The sequence below is a fragment of the Aquabacterium sp. genome (assembly GCF_048860245.1).
Taxonomy (GTDB): Bacteria; Pseudomonadota; Gammaproteobacteria; order Burkholderiales; family Burkholderiaceae_C; genus Aquabacterium.
Genome location: NZ_JBLIZW010000027.1, coordinates 18,178 through 34,400, shown reverse-complemented (window position 1 = coordinate 34,400; position 16,223 = coordinate 18,178). Strand labels below are relative to the sequence as shown.

The 16,223-nt window shown below is 62.9% G+C and carries 16 protein-coding genes; 6 read left to right on the top strand and 10 right to left on the bottom strand.

Translation table 11 applies throughout. From position 1 onward, the window contains the following. Nucleotides 1-2: 2 nt before the first annotated feature. Nucleotides 3-929, bottom strand: a complete 927-nt coding sequence (gene rsmI / locus ACMV18_RS02715; protein WP_420816591.1) for a 16S rRNA (cytidine(1402)-2'-O)-methyltransferase — start codon at nt 927-929, stop codon at nt 3-5. Here rsmI and ACMV18_RS02710 point away from each other — a divergent pair. Genes ACMV18_RS02710 through ACMV18_RS02700 form a run of 3 tightly spaced genes read left to right on the top strand, consistent with a single transcriptional unit; the run spans nt 913 to nt 2,564 of the window. After that, on the top strand, nt 913-1,296 hold the full coding sequence (locus tag ACMV18_RS02710; RefSeq protein ID WP_374256221.1) for a YraN family protein: 384 nt from the start codon (nt 913-915) through the stop codon (nt 1,294-1,296). The genes rsmI and ACMV18_RS02710 overlap by 17 nt on opposite strands. 36 nt (nt 1,297-1,332) lie before the next feature. Next, nucleotides 1,333-1,911: an SIS domain-containing protein gene (locus ACMV18_RS02705; protein ID WP_374256222.1), complete on the top strand. Its 579-nt coding sequence runs from the start codon at nt 1,333-1,335 to the stop codon at nt 1,909-1,911. Beyond that, the gene (locus ACMV18_RS02700; protein ID WP_420816590.1) at nt 1,911-2,564 is read left to right on the top strand and encodes a BON domain-containing protein; all 654 of its coding nucleotides are present in this window, start codon (nt 1,911-1,913) and stop codon (nt 2,562-2,564) included. The genes ACMV18_RS02705 and ACMV18_RS02700 overlap by 1 nt, the downstream gene beginning before the upstream one ends. Before the next feature lie 9 nt (nt 2,565-2,573). Here the strand turns inward: ACMV18_RS02700 and ACMV18_RS02695 are convergent, their stop codons facing one another. From ACMV18_RS02695 to ACMV18_RS02680, 4 genes are read right to left on the bottom strand one after another with little or no spacing between them, the layout of a single operon-like run. Beyond that, on the bottom strand, nt 2,574-3,473 hold the full coding sequence (locus ACMV18_RS02695) for an NAD(P)-dependent oxidoreductase (RefSeq protein WP_420816589.1): 900 nt from the start codon (nt 3,471-3,473) through the stop codon (nt 2,574-2,576). A 38-nt stretch (nt 3,474-3,511) separates the two neighbouring features. Further along, nucleotides 3,512-4,648, bottom strand: coding sequence for a PilT/PilU family type 4a pilus ATPase (locus ACMV18_RS02690; RefSeq protein WP_420816588.1), 1,137 nt, complete (start codon nt 4,646-4,648; stop codon nt 3,512-3,514). Between the two features lie 49 nt (nt 4,649-4,697). Continuing rightward, on the bottom strand, nt 4,698-5,345 hold the full coding sequence (locus ACMV18_RS02685; RefSeq protein WP_374256227.1) for a Crp/Fnr family transcriptional regulator: 648 nt from the start codon (nt 5,343-5,345) through the stop codon (nt 4,698-4,700). A 6-nt stretch (nt 5,346-5,351) separates the two neighbouring features. Next, the gene (locus ACMV18_RS02680; RefSeq protein WP_374256229.1) at nt 5,352-6,395 is read right to left on the bottom strand and encodes a type IV pilus twitching motility protein PilT; all 1,044 of its coding nucleotides are present in this window, start codon (nt 6,393-6,395) and stop codon (nt 5,352-5,354) included. A gap of 38 nt (nt 6,396-6,433) precedes the next feature. On the opposite strand from ACMV18_RS02680, the gene ACMV18_RS02675 reads away from it, so the two are divergent. Beyond that, nucleotides 6,434-7,120, top strand: coding sequence for a YggS family pyridoxal phosphate-dependent enzyme (locus ACMV18_RS02675; protein WP_420816587.1), 687 nt, complete (start codon nt 6,434-6,436; stop codon nt 7,118-7,120). A 44-nt stretch (nt 7,121-7,164) separates the two neighbouring features. Beyond that, nucleotides 7,165-7,983: a pyrroline-5-carboxylate reductase gene (gene proC, locus ACMV18_RS02670; RefSeq protein ID WP_374256231.1), complete on the top strand. Its 819-nt coding sequence runs from the start codon at nt 7,165-7,167 to the stop codon at nt 7,981-7,983. A gap of 1 nt (nt 7,984) precedes the next feature. Here proC and ubiA read toward each other — a convergent pair whose 3' ends face one another. From ubiA to ACMV18_RS02650, 4 genes are read right to left on the bottom strand one after another with little or no spacing between them, the layout of a single operon-like run. Continuing rightward, on the bottom strand, nt 7,985-8,866 hold the full coding sequence (ubiA, locus tag ACMV18_RS02665; protein WP_374256233.1) for a 4-hydroxybenzoate octaprenyltransferase: 882 nt from the start codon (nt 8,864-8,866) through the stop codon (nt 7,985-7,987). Nucleotides 8,867-8,874: 8 nt separating this feature from the next. Next, nucleotides 8,875-10,392 carry a TolC family protein gene (locus ACMV18_RS02660; RefSeq protein ID WP_420816586.1) on the bottom strand — a complete coding sequence of 506 codons (1,518 nt, stop codon included), beginning with the start codon at nt 10,390-10,392 and terminating at the stop codon, nt 8,875-8,877. Continuing rightward, nucleotides 10,385-13,510, bottom strand: a complete 3,126-nt coding sequence (locus tag ACMV18_RS02655) for an efflux RND transporter permease subunit (protein WP_420816585.1) — start codon at nt 13,508-13,510, stop codon at nt 10,385-10,387. The genes ACMV18_RS02660 and ACMV18_RS02655 overlap by 8 nt, the downstream gene beginning before the upstream one ends. Before the next feature lie 15 nt (nt 13,511-13,525). Beyond that, nucleotides 13,526-14,737 carry an efflux RND transporter periplasmic adaptor subunit gene (locus ACMV18_RS02650; RefSeq protein WP_420816607.1) on the bottom strand — a complete coding sequence of 404 codons (1,212 nt, stop codon included), beginning with the start codon at nt 14,735-14,737 and terminating at the stop codon, nt 13,526-13,528. A 203-nt stretch (nt 14,738-14,940) separates the two neighbouring features. On the opposite strand from ACMV18_RS02650, the gene ACMV18_RS02645 reads away from it, so the two are divergent. Then, on the top strand, nt 14,941-15,603 hold the full coding sequence (locus ACMV18_RS02645) for a TetR family transcriptional regulator (protein WP_420816584.1): 663 nt from the start codon (nt 14,941-14,943) through the stop codon (nt 15,601-15,603). Here the strand turns inward: ACMV18_RS02645 and ACMV18_RS02640 are convergent. Next, the gene (locus ACMV18_RS02640; RefSeq protein ID WP_420816583.1) at nt 15,543-16,208 is read right to left on the bottom strand and encodes a histidine phosphatase family protein; all 666 of its coding nucleotides are present in this window, start codon (nt 16,206-16,208) and stop codon (nt 15,543-15,545) included. The two genes, ACMV18_RS02645 and ACMV18_RS02640, sit on opposite strands and share 61 nt — an antisense overlap. Nucleotides 16,209-16,223 lie beyond the last annotated feature (15 nt).

Here is a 16,223-nt window from a genome sequence, read left to right as displayed (position 1 = left end):
GTTCAGTCGTCGTGCTCATGGTCTCGCTCTTGTTTCCATGCGAGCGCCATGTCATAGAGTGCCTTGCGGGGGTGCCCCGTGGCGTCAGACACCAAACCCGCCGCTTGTTTGACCGGGAAGTGCTGGAGCAGATGCTTGAACAGCTCGGCTTGAGCGGGCGTCAACACCGCCTCGTCTTCGGCAACGGGCTGAGCATGCACCACCAAAACGAACTCCCCCCGCTGACGATGGCCGTTTTCAGCCACCCACGCACCCAATTCCCGAATCGGGACGGTGGCGATTTCTTCAAACTGCTTGGTCAGTTCCCGGCATACGGTGACGCGCCCCAGTGGGAGTGCCTCATGCAGTTCTTTGGCGAGGGCCTCGATGCGATGCGGCGCCTCGAACAGCACAAGGCTATACGGCTGCGTAGCAATGTCGCGCAACGCTGCGCTGCGCTGCGCGCCCTTGGAGGGCAAGAAGCCGATGAAGCGGAAGCCCTGCGCCTGCGTGTCCCCGGCGACGCTGACCGCCGTCACCACACTGCTGGCGCCGGGTAAGGGGACCACTGGCAGGCCGGCACTTTGCGCCGCGGCAACCAAGTGTGCACCGGGATCCGAAACGGCCGGCGTGCCCGCATCACTGACATAAGCCACCCTCGCACCGTCTTGCATCTGCCGCACGAGAGCCTGCGCCCCCGACACTTCATTGTGCTGATGGAGGGGCACGAGCTTCTTGTCCATGCCCAGGTGCCGCAAAAACTGCCCCGTGACGCGGGTGTCCTCGCACGCCACCACATCAGCCAAAGCAAGCGCCTGGACCGCCCGAAGCGTGATGTCAGCCAGGTTGCCAATGGGCGTGGCCACCAAATACAGCGCGCCTTTGGGATACTGCTGGCCGCCGGCCACCTGTTGGGCCGCATGGAGCAGCGAATTGGCATCGAAGGTCACAACAAAATCCCAGGGTGATGAGGCAGAGGAGCGGGCATTGCAGCACCTGCTGAAGCAGGGGCTGACATTGGTTGAGCGCAATTATCGGGTCGCCAGAGGGCCCAGCGCACGTGGGGCTGAGGTTGACCTCATCATGAAAGACGCTGACAAAGAAGGAACACTGGTTTTTGTGGAGGTTCGCTTCCGCCACAACACGCAATATGGCGGCGCTGCCGCCACGGTATCTCGGACCAAGCAGCAGCGCTGCATTTTGGGTGCCCGGCACTATTTGATGACGCAGCGGACGCTTCCGCCCTGCCGCTTCGATGTGGTGGCCATCGATGGCGATCAGTTGTCGTGGCTGCGCGGCGCATTCGATGCTTATTAGAGCACCCGGGGGCTGCGCTGCCGTATGATCCGCGGCATGCCGGATACCCCTTTTCAGCAAACTTACTTGCAGCAACCCATGCTGGAGACAGCCGACTGGTTGTATCAATCCTCGGAGCGCCTGGCTCAGCAACTGAATTACGCTGCGCAGGCCATCATGCACACCATTACGTCAGGTGGAAAAGTGCTGTGCGCGGGCGAAGCCGAAGCCGCCTGGCTGGCCCAGCAGGCCGCAACGTGGCTGGTCAACGGCACTGGCCGGGAGCGGCCTCCGCTGGCTGCGTTGGCCCTGACCCCGCCCCATTCCCCCATGCAGGCCAGCTTGAGTCAGCAGGTTCGTGCGCTGGGTCACCCTGGCGATGTGTGGCTGGCGTTTTCGCTGGAGCGCGATGACCCGGATTTGCTGGCGGCCACCGAAGCGGCGAGCGAACAGGATCTGACCATCGTGGCGTTCACGGGCGAAGGCGCCCGTACGTTGGGCCCGCAATTGAGAGACACCGATGTGTGGGTGCCGCTTCCCGGGACCCGCGCAAGTACTTTGTTTGCCATCGCCTGGCTGGCCCTGGAAGGGTTGTGCGGTGCGGTGGACACCCACTTGTTAGGAGAAGATGCGTGATGCAACGTTTCACTGTTCGACACTTTGCGGTTCGCGCCACGGCGTTGCTGCTGGCCACTGCCAGTTTGAGCGCTTGCGCGCCCTTGGTTTTGGGCACGGCTGTGGGGGGGGCCTTCATGGCCACCGACCGCCGCACATCGGGCATGCAGCTGGAAGATCAGACCATTCAGCTCAAGGCACGCAACCGCGCACTGGACGTGTTGGGTGACCGCGGCCACTTGAATGTGAATGCGTACAACCGCTTGGTCTTGCTGACGGGCGAAGTGCCCACGGAAGCCGACCGCGACGCGGTGGGGCAGGCCGTTGCGCGCACGGAGAATGTGAGCGCCGTGGTGAATGAATTGGCCGTCAGCCTCAACTCATCGCTGAGCTCACGCGCCAGCGATGTGGCACTGGCCACCAAGGTCCGCGCCACATTGGTAGACGCACGCGACCTGCTGAGCAATGCGTTTGACATCGTGGTCGAACGCGGCGAGGTTTACCTGATGGGGATGGTGACCGAGCGTGAAGCCAACCGCGCAGCGGAACTGGTCTCGACCATTCAGGGCGTTCGCAAGGTCGTGAAAGTCTTCCAGATCATCAGTGAAGACGAGCTGGCCCGGAAGCTGCCGCGCCCTGCCCCGGTGAGCAACGGCAACAGCACAGCCCCCTGAGTCTACCCCTCAGCGCAAGCGCTTGATCAGGCTGGACGTGTCCAGCCTGCCGCCGCCCATGGCCTGGACGTCGGCGTAAAACTGGTCGATCAGGGCGGTGACAGGGAGTCTGGCCCCCATACGTCGACCTTCGTCCAAGACCAACCCCAAGTCCTTGCGCATCCAGTCGACAGCGAAGCCGAAATCGAACTGATCGTCGATCATGGTGGGGCCCCGGTTGACCATCTGCCAGCTGCTGGCCGCGCCCTGAGAAATCACCTGCAGGACCTGGCTCATGTCCAGCCCGGCCTTCTGCCCGAATGCCAGGGCTTCTGCGAGGCCTTGCAACAAGCCCCCCACCGCGATCTGGTTGACCATTTTGGCCAGCTGCCCCGCGCCACTTTCACCGAGCAGGGTGACGGCTTTGGCATAAGCAGTGATGACGGGCTGCACGCGTGCGAAAGCCTCCGCATCGCCGCCGCACATGACGGTGAGCACCCCATTGATCGCACCCAGGTTGCCACCCGATACCGGCGCGTCAATGAAGGCCAAGCCTTGTTGCGCCGCGCGCTGTGCCAACTCGCGCGCCACTTCAGCGGAGGTGGTGGTGTGATCCACCAACACGCCCCCCGGCATCATGGATTGGAAGGCCCCTTGGGCGCCGACGGTCACCTCGCGCAAGTCGTCGTCATTGCCAACACACGTCACCACGATGCTTGCACCTTGGGCGGCTTCTGCGGGCGTTGCGGCCATGGCGCCACCATGCGCCACCACCCACGACTGAGCCTTGGCAGCCGTGCGATTGAAGACCGTGACGGTGTGCCCCGCCCGCAGCAGATGTGCGGCCATGGGTGCACCCATGGTGCCCAGCCCGATGAAGGCAATGCGGTGGGCAGGTGTGGCGGCGTAGATTTTGTCTGCAACAGTCATCGGCAAGCTCCGGAACAGGAGTTGCCGATTCTGTCAGATCAGACAATCTTCATGTGTTCTGTGCCGGCAGAAAGATCCTGACTGCGCGCGCGCTGACTGTTGAGCTTGATCTGCAGGCGCAAGTCATTGAGCGAATCCGCGTTGCGCAGGACGTCCTCGTAGGAGACGTAATTGCCTTCGTACAGGTCGTAGAGCGCCTGGTCAAAGGTTTGCATGCCCAGTTCGCGCGACTTCTTCATGATCTCCTTGATCTCGCCCACTTCGCCCTTGAAGATGAGGTCGGAGATCAGCGGCGAGTTCAGCATGACCTCGACCGCAGCCACCCGCCCCTTACCCTCTTCGCGCGGCAACAGGCGTTGCGAGACCAGCCCCTTGAGGTTGAGGGACAGGTCCATCAGCAACTGAGCACGGCGCTCTTCGGGGAAGAAGTTGATGATGCGGTCCAGTGCCTGGTTGGCACTGTTGGCGTGCAGGGTGGCCATGCAGAGGTGCCCGGTTTCAGCAAACTGAACGGCATGCTCCATGGTTTCGCGGTCGCGGATTTCGCCCATCAGGATCACATCGGGGGCTTGGCGCAAAGTGTTCTTGAGCGCCATCTCCCAACCTTCGGTGTCAATGCCGATTTCACGCTGGGTCACGATGCAGTTCTTGTGCGGATGCACGAACTCGACCGGGTCTTCCAGCGTGATGATGTGCCCGTAGGTGTTCTCGTTGCGGTGATCCACCATGGCCGCCAGGGTGGTGGATTTGCCCGAACCCGTGGCGCCGACCAGGATCACCAGGCCTCGCTTGGTGAGCGCGAGTTCCTTGAGGATTTGCGGCAAACCCAGACCGTCCACGGTGGGCAATTGCTGGGGAATGACCCGCAGCACGATGCCAACGTGCCCTTGTTGCACAAAGGTGTTCACCCGGAAGCGCCCGATGCCACCTGGCGAGATCGCGAAGTTGCACTCTTTGGTGCGCTCGAACTCGGCGGCCTGCTTGTCGTTCATGATCGAACGAGCCAAGGCCACGGTGTGATGCGGCGTCAGCGGCTGGGGAGACACCTTCGTGATCTTGCCGTCGACCTTGATGGCAGGTGGAAACTCCGCCGTCAGGAACAAGTCGGAGCCACCCCGCGCCACCATGAGTCGCAGCAGATCGTTGATGAATTTCGAGGCCTGATCGCGTTCCATGGTGTGTGGCGTCCTGAAGTTTGGAAGATTCGGAAGTGATCGACGAGGATCAGGCTGAGGTCAACAAGGCGCCCAGGCGCGCACTGAGGTGTCGCATGCGCAAGGACAGTCGGCGCGCGATGGCCCCCATCAGGGCCATGCCAAGACGAGGCTCTTCGATCGCCAACTCATCCATGGTGGAATGCGTGAGCACCGCCAGTGTGCAACGGCTGAGTGTCAGGCACGAGGCAAAACGCGCACCGGCGTCCAGCAGGGACATTTCGCCCAGGATGTCGCCTTCGCGGGCCTCGGCCAAGCGCGCACGCGCGCCGGTGGGTTGAATGCGATCCACGGCCACCAAGCCGTCCAGCACGACCAAGGCGTAATCGCCCTTCTCGTCCTGGACGATCAGTTCACGGCCAGCAGGCACGCTCACAAAATGCACGTGCTCCAAAAGCTTTTGCAACTCCTCTGGGGGCAAGGAGGCCAGCAAGGCATCACCGCCCCATGCTTTGAGGAGCAAGTCCAAGCCCTGTTGTCCGTCAATGGCCTGCGCGCCCACACCCAGCGCGCGCGCTTGCCACGCCGAGCTGATGCGCAGGTCCACCGGTCGCTCCATGAACTGGGTGACGAAGTAACCCTCGTCATCGGCCTGCGCGGCAGGCTCGACACGGCGGTTGGGCGTGTGGCCGACAAAACGGTCCAGCAATCGTTTCATGTCACATCAGCCCGGGAAGTTTTCAGGGATCTTGGCCTTGGAACGCGCCTCGGAAGCCGAGATCACATTGCGACGAACCAAGTCGGACAGGTTTTGATCCAGGGTCTGCATGCCCATGTTGCTACCGGTCTGAATGGCAGAGTACATCTGGGCGATCTTGTTTTCACGGATCAGGTTGCGGATCGCGGGGGTGCCGATCATGATTTCATGGGCGGCGACCCGGCCATTGCCGTCCTTGGTCTTGCACAAGGTCTGCGAGATCACGGCCTGCAGCGACTCGGACAGCATGGCGCGCACCATTTCCTTTTCGGCTGCGGGGAACACATCCACGATCCGGTCCACGGTCTTGGCTGCGCTGGAGGTGTGCAGCGTACCGAACACCAAGTGCCCGGTTTCGGCGGCGGTCAGGGCCAGGCGGATGGTTTCCAGGTCACGCATTTCGCCCACGAGGATGGCGTCGGGGTCTTCACGCAAAGCCGAGCGCAGGGCATTGGCAAAGCTGAGGGTGTGCGGACCCACTTCGCGCTGGTTGATCAGGCACTTCTTGGCGTCGTGCACGAATTCGATCGGGTCTTCCACCGTCAGGATGTGACCGTACTCGGTTTCGTTGAGGTGGTTGATCATGGCCGCCAGCGTGGTCGACTTACCCGAACCCGTCGGGCCGGTCACCAGCACCAGGCCACGCGGCTTGAGCGCCAGATCACCGAACACGCGCGGCGCGTTCAGTTGCTCCAGCGTCAGGATCTTGGACGGAATGGTCCGGAAAACAGCACCCGCCCCGCGGTTTTGGTTGAAGGCGTTGACACGGAAACGGGCCAAGCCCTGAATCTCGAACGAAAAGTCACATTCCAGCGTCTCTTCGTAGTGTTTCCGCTGCGCATCGTTCATGATGTCGTAGACCATCTCATGAACCTGCTTGTGGTCCAGAGCGTCAACGTTGATGCGACGCACGTCACCGTGCACACGGATCATGGGCGGCAGGCCGGCCGACAAGTGCAAGTCAGAAGCCTTGTTCTTGACCGAAAACGCCAGCAGTTGGGTGATGTCCATGGATGATGTCGAGGCCTGTGCTAAGTAATGCAAACATTATGGCGACGATCGCAAACAACCTACAACTCGTAAGAAGCCGGATAAACGCGGCGTGTTCACGTCTGGGCCGTTCCACAGACAGTATCAGGCTACTTGCGGTCAGTAAAACGTTTCCGGCCGAGGCTGTGCGAGAAGCATTTGACGCGGGTCAACGTTGCTTTGGCGAGAACTACGTCCAAGAGGCCATCGACAAGATTCAGGTGCTGGATACGCTGAGGGGAGAGATCGAGTGGCACCTCATCGGGCCCCTGCAAAGCAACAAGACACGGGTGGTGGCCGAGCACTTTGACTGGGTGCAAACGGTGGATCGCCTGAAGATTGCGCAGCGTCTGAGCGAGCAACGCCCCGATCACCTCCCCCCCCTGCAGGTGTTGGTACAGGTCAACACCAGCGGCGAAGACACCAAAAGTGGCGTCGACCCGACCGAAGCACTGACGCTGGCCCAGCAGGTGGCCGCCCTGCCTCGACTGACATTGCGCGGCGTGATGGCCTTGCCCGCCCCCACCCCCGATCCGCAGGCCCAAGCGGCCGCGCTGGCTCAGGTCCGTGTCGTATTCGACCAACTGAAGGCGGCGGGCTTGCCCATCGACACACTGTCCATGGGCATGAGCGGGGATCTGGAGGCCGCCGTCGAGCAGGGCTCCACCATGGTGCGCGTGGGCACCGCGATTTTCGGACACCGCTGACGCGTGATGCGATCGTGCTCGAGTTCGGGCATGATCTCGCCCTTATGAGTACTCCCATCGACATCGCATTCATCGGCGGCGGCAACATGGCCACCGCCATCATCGGCGGCCTGCTGCGTCAAGGTCGCGAGCCCGCCAGCATCCTGGTCATTGATCCGGTGGCAGAGCAGCGCCAACGCCTGACAGAGAATCTGGGCGTCCAGACGGCAGAAGGCCCTGAAGCGATCCTGAGCACAGCTCATACCGTGGTGTGGGCGGTGAAGCCGCAACAATTCAAAGATGCGGCACAAAGCTATGCGCTGTTGACCGATCAGGCGTTGCACTACAGCGTGATGGCCGGCCTGCGCACCGACGACATGGCGCGCCTGCTGGGCACCCCGCGCATCGTACGTGCCATGCCCAACACGCCCGCACTGGTCGGGCAAGGGATGACGGGCCTGTTTGCCCGCCCCGAAGTGAGCCACGATGAGCGCGATCAGATCGAGCAGATGGTGGCGACGACGGGCGACCATCTGTGGGTGGACCAGGAAACCGATCTGGACGCGGTGACAGCCCTGTCTGGCTCGGGCCCGGCCTACGTGTTTTATTTCATCGAAGCCATGATGCAGGCGGCCCAGGACATGGGGCTGAGCGCCGATCAGGGCCGCCAACTGGCGCAAGCCACGTTTGCAGGCGCCACCGCGCTGGCACAGCAATCACCCGACAGTCCGGCCACGCTGCGTGAGCGGGTGACCTCCAAGGGTGGGACCACATATGCGGCCCTGACCCACATGGATGGCGCGGGCATCAAGGCGGCGTTCATCGAAGCCATGCGTGCGGCCCAACGTCGCGCCGCCGAATTGGGCGACGAGTTCGGACGCTGATTCAGCGCAGGGCAAGGTCCAGCGCCGCACCTGCCCACACCGCGAGGCCCAGCCAGTGGTTGAGGCGGAACGCCTTGAAGCACGACAGGCGGTCGCGGTGACGGATGAGGGTGTAGTGATACGCCGCCTGGCCTGCGGCCACCAGCAACCCCAGGTTGAACCACAGGCCCAGGCCGCTCAGGCGACCCGCCTGATACCAGGCCAGCAGGCACACGGCATAAAAGCCCATGATGCCCGCCACGTCAAACCGTCCCAAGGTGATGGCCGAGGTGCGGATGCCGATCTTCAGGTCGTCTTCGCGATCGACCATGGCGTACTCGGTGTCGTAGGCCAGCACCCAGCACAGCTTGCCCAGCAGCAGCCAGCCAACCACCGCCGGAATGTGGTCCTGCACGGCGGAAAACGCCATGGGAATGCCGAAGCTGTACGCCACGCCCAGCACCGCCTGCGGCATGGCGAAAAATCGTTTGGTGAAGGGATAGAAGATGGCCACAGCCAGTGCCCCGAAGGACAGGGCAATGGTGTAGCCATTGGTGGTCAACACCAGCGCGAAGGACACCAGGGCCAAGGCGCCCCCCACCAGCAAGGCTTCTTTGCTCGAGATCCGACCACTGGTCAGTGGCCGGGCCGCCGTGCGCTCGACATGCAGGTCGAAGTCCTTGTCGGCGAAGTCATTGACCGCGCACCCCGCACTGCGCATGAGGATCGTGCCCAGCGTGAACACGATCAGCAAATGCCAGCCCGGGAAGCCCTGAGCCGCGATCCACAAAGCGAGGAGCGTGGGCCACAGGAGCAGGAGCCACCCTTGCGGGCGGTCCCAGCGGATCAGGTCGAGGTACAGCGACCAGCGGTCGCGCCAAGTCAGGGGAGTGGTGTTCGTCACACCCGTGATTATCGCGATGCCGACGCCGTTTCCTGCGCAGCACGATCCAGCCAACCGCCACCCAAAGCCTTGTAGACCGAGATGTGGGCTTGCTGACGCGCCAGTTGCGCCGCAATCAAGGCCTGCTGGGCCGTGAACAGGCTACGCTGTGCATCCAGCAGGTCGAGTTGGTTGGCCACACCCGTGTCGTAGCGCAGGGTGGCCAGACGCAGTCGGGCCGCCTCGGCCTGGGCTTGAGCCAGTTGGGCATCGGCTTGCTCGGCATAGGTGCGACGCGCCACCAAGGCATCCGCCACTTCCTTGAAGGCCGTTTGCACGGCCTTGTCGTACTGCGCCACCGCCATGTCCCGCTTGACCTTGGCGCTGTCGACACCGGCCGCAGTGCGGCCCATGTCAAACAGGGGCACAGACAGCGATGGGGCGAAGTTCCAGGCATTGCGCCCGTCATCGAACAGCCCCGACAGCGAGTCGCTCACCACCCCGGCACTGGCTGTCAGGCTGATGCGCGGGAAACGTGCGGCGCGCGCGGCCCCGATGTTGGCATTGGCGGCGATCAGCTGTTGCTCGGCCTGTGCAATGTCAGGACGCTGCAGCAGCACGTCCGACGACAACCCCGTTGGCAACTCACTCAGCGCAGGCCACAAAGTGCCCTGCACCACCTGTGCGGCCGCCTGACTGTTGGCCGTGCGACCCAGAGACTGGGCATCCAGCTGCGGCGCGGGTGGCAGCAAATCGGCGGGCACAGACTGACCCAGCAACACACTCAAGGCGCTCACATCTTGAGCCCACTGACGTTGAGCCTGTGCACGTGTGACCTTGGCCGCTTCAACCAGCGATTGCGCCGAGCGCAAATCCAGCTCGTTGAGCACCCCATTGTCAAACTTCAACTGCAGCAAGCGCAGCGAGTCTTGCCGTGTGGCCAAGGTTTGTTCGGCCAGCGCCAGCTGCCAGCGGTCAGCCCACAGGGCGTAGTAGCCATTGGCCACGGACGCCACCAGGCTGATGTGCACGCTCTTGCGAGCCTCTTCGGAGGCCAGCACTTGGGCCGATGCCACATCGCTCAGCGCCTTGACGCGACCAAACAGGTCCAGCTCGAAGGAAGCCAGCGACACCCCGCCAGTCAAAGACGTGGTCAAGGGATAAGGCGAGGCACTGGACGGCCCACGTGATCCGTTGATGACGCCATTGAGCGTAGGGAAACGGTCGGCATTCTGGATTTGATAGGCCGCGCGCAACTGCTCGATGTTGAGCACCGCGACACGCAGATCACGGTTGTTGTCGAGCGCGCGGCGAATCAGGCCTTGCAGCCGGGCATCCGGGAAATACTGCGTCCACGGTACTTGTGCCACGTTGCTCGCAGGAGCCGACGCGCCCCCCGTTTCCGCAACCGGCAAGGTGGCCGGCACGGCCAGTTCGGGGCGCTCATAGGTGGGCACCAGCGAGCATCCGGACAGCGCACTCGCCACCAGCAGCGCCAGCAACGTGGGGCGGGTGAAGGCCTTCACGGTGATCGACGACTTATTCATGACGAGACTCCAATTCGGACTGCGTGGGCTTGGCCGGGAAGAAACGGCGCACCACCACAAAGAACACGGGCACGAAGAACACCGCCAACACCGTGGCCGCGATCATGCCGCTCATCACACCGGTACCAATGGCGCGCTGGCTGGCGGCGCCGGCACCGTTGGCGATCACCAGGGGCAACACGCCCAGGATGAAGGCCAAGGAGGTCATGATGATGGGACGGAAGCGCAGGTGGCAGGCCTGCAGGGTGGCTTCGATGACACCCATGCCCTTGGCTTGCAGTTCACGTGCGAACTCGATGATCAGGATCGCGTTCTTGGCCGACAGACCAATGATGGTGATCAGGCCCACCTTGAAGAACACGTCGTTGGGCAGGTCGCGCAGGGTGGCGCCCAACAGGGAGCCGAGGACACCGAGCGGCACCACCAGCATCACGGCAAACGGCACCGACCAGCTTTCGTACAAAGCCGACAGACACAGGAACACGGCCAGCAGCGAGAACACCAGCAAGGCCGTGGCCTGCGAGCCCGACAGCTGTTCTTCACGCGACAAACCCGTCCACTCGATGCCAATGCCCGGAGGCAACTTGGCGGCCAGGGCTTCGACCTCGGCCATGGCCTGGCCCGTGCTGAAGCCCGCAGCGGCGTCGCCCGCCAGACGCATGGACGGATAGCCGTTGTAGCGCACCGCTTGCATCTGACCCGTGACCCAGCGTGCCGACATGAATGCCGACAAAGGCACAGTTTGACCTGCGCTGTTGGTCACGTTGATCTGCATGAGCTGCTCGGGCTGCATGCGGGCCTGCGCGTCCGACTGCACCACCACACGCTGCATGCGGGAACGGTTCGGGAAGTCGTTGATGTAAGACGAACCCAGTGCGGTCGACAAGGTCGAGCTGATCGCATCAAAGCTCACGCCCAGGGCATAGGCCTTGTCGCGGTCGATGTCGAGCTGCAACTGTGGCGCATCTTCCAGGCCGTCCGGACGGACACCCGTGACCACCTTGCTTTGAGACAGCATGCCCAGCATCTGGTTACGGGCCGCCAGCAACGCGTCATGCCCCAAGCCACCACGGTCTTGCAGGCGCAGCGAGAAGCCGGTGGCATTGCCCAACTCGCGAATCGGAGGCGGGTTCAGGGGGAAGATGAAGGCATCGCGGATGCCCATCAGGGCACCGAATGCACGCTTGGCCACGGCCTGGGACGAGTGCACCTCACCCTTGCGCTCGGCAAAGTCCTTCAGGGTCACGAATGCGAGGGCGGCGTTCTGGCCCGTCCCGGAGAAGCTGAAGCCGACCACACCGACCACCGACTGCACTTCCGGCTGCTTCTGGAAATAGTTTTCCACTTGAGAGATCACAGCCTCGGTCCGTGGCGCTGTGGCACCAGGGGGCAATTGCACGTTGACGATCAGGTTGCCCTGGTCTTCGTTGGGCAGGAAGGCGGCAGGCATGCGCACATACAACCAGCCCACCACACCGACGATCAACGCGTACAGGATCAGCACGCGCCCGCCACGGTGCACCAGCTTGGCCGCCACGCCCTCGTAACCATGGGTGGTCGAGGTGAAGAAGCGGTTGAACCAGCCGAAGAAACCGGTCTTTTCGTGGTGATCCTCGGGCACGGGCTTGAGCAGCGTCGCGCACAGGGCCGGCGTCAAAGACAGGGCCAAGAATGCTGAGAACAGCATGGATGCCACCATCGACAGCGAGAACTGTCGATAGATGTTGCCCACCGAGCCCGAGAAGAAGGCCATCGGGATGAACACCGACACCAGCACCACGGTGATGCCAATGATGGCGCCACTGATCTGGCCCATGGCCTTCTTGGTGGCGGCATAAGGCGACAGGCCCTCTTGCGCCATCAGGCGTTCGACGTTTTCGACCACCACGATGGCATCGTCCACCAGGATACCGATGGCCAGCACCATGCCGAACATGGTCAGCACGTTGATGGAGAAACCCGCCACCTGCATGATGCCGAAGGTGCCCAGCAAGGCCACAGGCACCACGATCGTCGGGATCAGGGTGTAGCGGAAGTTCTGCAGGAACAGGTACATCACCAGGAAAACCAGGATCACCGCTTCGACCAGGGTCTCGACCACTTGGCTGATCGACACCTCGATGAAACCCGAGGTGTCATACGGGAAGGAGTAGCTCACGCCTTGCGGGAAGTACTTCTGCAACTCGGCCATGCGGGCCTTGACCAGCTTGGCCGATTCCAGCGCATTGCCGGTGGGCGAGAGCTGGATGCTCATGCCCAGCGCGGGCTTGCCATTGAGGCGGGCATAGGTGCCATAAGTCTGGGCACCCAGTTCCAGGCGGGCCACATCCTTCAGGCGCACGGTCGAGCCATCCGACTTGGCGCGCAACACGATGTTGCCAAACTGCTCGGTGTTTTCCAGCTGACCGTTGACCACCACGGTGGCGGTCATGGTCTGGTCGATCAGGTTGGGACGGTCGCCCAACGCACCGGCGGGCACCAAGGCGTTTTGTGCCTTGATGGCGGCATTGACGTCCGACAGGCTCAAACCGTACGACACCAGCTTGGCCGGATCGACCCACACGCGCATGGCGCGCTCGGTGCCGAACAATTGCACTTGCCCGATGCCCTTGACGCGCTGCAGTTCGGGCAGGATGTTGCGCGAGGCGTAGTCGCCCAGCGCCACCGGGTCATAGGCCGGGTTCTCGGACGACAGCATCACGAACATCAGCACGTTGCTGCGCGACTTGTCGACCTTCACGCCCTGCTGCGTCACCGCCGCCGGCAGGCGAGGTGTGGCGCGCGACAAGCGGTTTTGCACATCCACCTGCGCGAGGTCGATGTTGGTGCCGGTCTCGAAGGTCACGGTGATCGAGCCCGTGCCATTGGCCTGGCTGACCGATTCCATGTAAGCCAGACCGGGCGAACCGTTGAGTTCCTGCTCGATCACGCTGATGACGGATTCGTCCAGCGTTTTGGCCGAAGCTCCGGGATAGGTCGCACTGATGACCACCGATGGCGGCGCCACCGTGGGGTACTGCGCAATGGGCAATTGCGTGATGGCCACCCCGCCAAAGATGAGGATGAACAGCGCGATCACCCAGGCAAAGATGGGCCTGTCAATGAAAAAACGTGGCATGACTGAGCTCCCGTCTTAGCGCGAGGCGGCCGAAGCAGCAGATGCCGCAGAAGCCGCCCCCATGGCAGGCGGCGTACCAGGCAGTGCGGGTGGGGTCCAAGGCACGGCCTTCACGGGCGCCTTCGGATTCATCATCTTCTGGAAGCCATCGACCATGACCTGCTCACCGGCCTTCAAGCCGCCCAGGACCACCCACTGGTTGCCCTTGGCACCGCCCAGTTGCACGGGACGCGGCGCGACCATGCCCTTGTCATCGACCACCATGACGGTGTCGCCCTGACCACTGCGGGTCACGGCCTGTTGGGGCAACATGATGCCGCCCTCGACCTGGGCTTGCGCCAGACGCACACGCACATACATGCCGGGCAACAACAAGCCGTCGGGGTTGGGCAACTCGGCGCGCAGCGACACCTGGCCCGAGGTGGCGTCCACGCTCAGGTCAGAAAACAGCAGCTTGCCGGGCAAGGGGTATTCCTTGCCGTCATCCAGCACCACGCGGATCTCGGCCGCATCCGCGCCCATGCGCTTGAGCGAACCCGCCTTCAGGGCCGCACGCAGCTTGATGACCTCGTTGGCCGATTGCGTGAAGTTCACATACAGCGGGTTGATTTGCTGGATCACCGCCAACTGGGTGGCATCCCCCTGCCCCACCAAGGCGCCTTCGGTCACCAGGGCACGGCCGATGCGGCCCGAAATGGGCGCCGATACGCCGGCATAGCCCAGGTTGATGCGGGCCGTCTGCACAGCAGCTTTGGTCGACGCGACATCCGCCTGCGCCTGGCGTTGTGCCACTTGCGCGTTCAGGAATTCTTGTGGGCTGATGGCCTTGGCCGCGTTGAGCGGCTGATAGCGATCCACCAGCGCGGAAGCTTGTGCCAGATTGGCCTCGGCCTTCGCCTGCGCCGCCACAGCACTGTCCAGCGCAGCCTGATAGGTGGCCGGGTCAATCTGGAACAGCGGTTGACCGGCCTTCACATCGGCACCTTCGGTGAACAGGCGCTTTTGCAGGATGCCGGCCACACGGGCACGCACCTGTGCTGTGCGCACGGCCTCCAGTCGACCGGGCAACTCGCTCATCACCGGCACGCTGGTGGGCGCGACCTTGATCACCCCGACCTGCGCTGGGGGCATGCCACCGGGTGCACCAGCCGGCGCAGCCGCCTTGCCGCCTTTGTCGTCCCCGCAGCCCGTCAACATCGCGGCAGCCAGCGCACACAGTGCCAGCATGCCCACCGAGTTGGCGGTCCACTTCAGGATTTCATCTTTTTTCGTCCGCGCGAACGACTTTGCATCACGACTGGCCATGGGGCACCTCAAAAAATTATTTGCCTGGTCAACTATATTGAATGGCACTATACATACATTCATGCATGTATGTTGTGAACTGCGCGACAATACCTCAGTCCATTCACGGTTTTTTACTCACCGACATGCGCCGAACCAAAGAAGACGCCCAACAAACCCGCGAAGCCCTGCTGGACGCGGCGGAGTTGCTGTTTGCGCAACGCGGCGTTTCACGCACCTCGTTACAGGATATCGCCAAGGCGGCCGGCATGACACGGGGCGCGGTGTACTGGCACTTCAAAGACAAGTCGGAATTGTTCAATGCCATGATGGAACGCACGGCTTCGCCCATGGAAGAGTCGCTGCAAGCCTTGGCGCACACCGAGCAATCCCCCTTGGCCGAGTTGCGCCGCTCCGCACACGATGCCCTGCATCGCATTGCGCATGACCCTCGCACGCGAAGGGTCTTCGACATCGCCCACCAGAAGGTGGAATACGTGGACGACCTGCTGGGCATCCGGGACCATCATCAGGACATTCACCGCAGCTGCCAGCAACACTTGCTGACCGCCCTCAGCAAGGCACAAGCGCAAGGTGAGTTACCCGAGGCGCTGGACATCCGCATCGCCACCCTGAGCTACCAGGCCATGCTCAACGGCCTGATTCACGAATGGCTGCTCACGCCCGACAGTTTTGATCTGGTCGAAACAGGCCTGAAGTGCATCGACCTGTTTTTTGCCGGCTGGCGTCAGGCCGGCGCCACCACGCCGTCGGTCGCCTCGTCGAGCCCGCCATCGGCGTCCAAATGACGGGTATCGGCCCACGCCACCAAGCTGAAGCCCTCCGGGCTGTACAGCACACGGTTGATGCTGGCGTTGGTGATTTTCCAGGTCCGGGGGGCTTCTAGCGCGACATGGGTGGCCGCCCGATAGAAGCAATCCAGGACCCCGCCGTGCGCCACGACCACCACGGTCTGCCCCGGGTGCGCTTCGGCCACACGACGCAAGGCGCCCACACAGCGCTCGTAAAACGCGCTTAACGTTTCACCGCCGTCCGGTCCGTAATGAGGGTCACGGTCTCGCCAGCGGCGAGCGTCATCGGGCCACTGCGCATGGATTTCGCCATGCGTCAGCCCCTCCAGCCGCCCAAAATGCCGCTCACGCAACTGTGCGTCCAGTTGCAAAGGTCGTGAAACGGTTCGCGCAATCGCTTCGGCCGTGTCCCGAGCGCGCTGCAAATCGCTGCTGAAAACCGCATCAACCCCCTCGTCAGCGAGGGCCAGGGCCACACGTTCAGCCTGCCATCGCCCCACATCGTTCAAGGGGATATCGGTATGCCCTTGAATGCGCGAGTCGATGTTCCAGGCGGTTTCGCCGTGGCGGATCAAAAGGAGGCGGGTGACGCGATCTGACATGACGTCATCATGCCT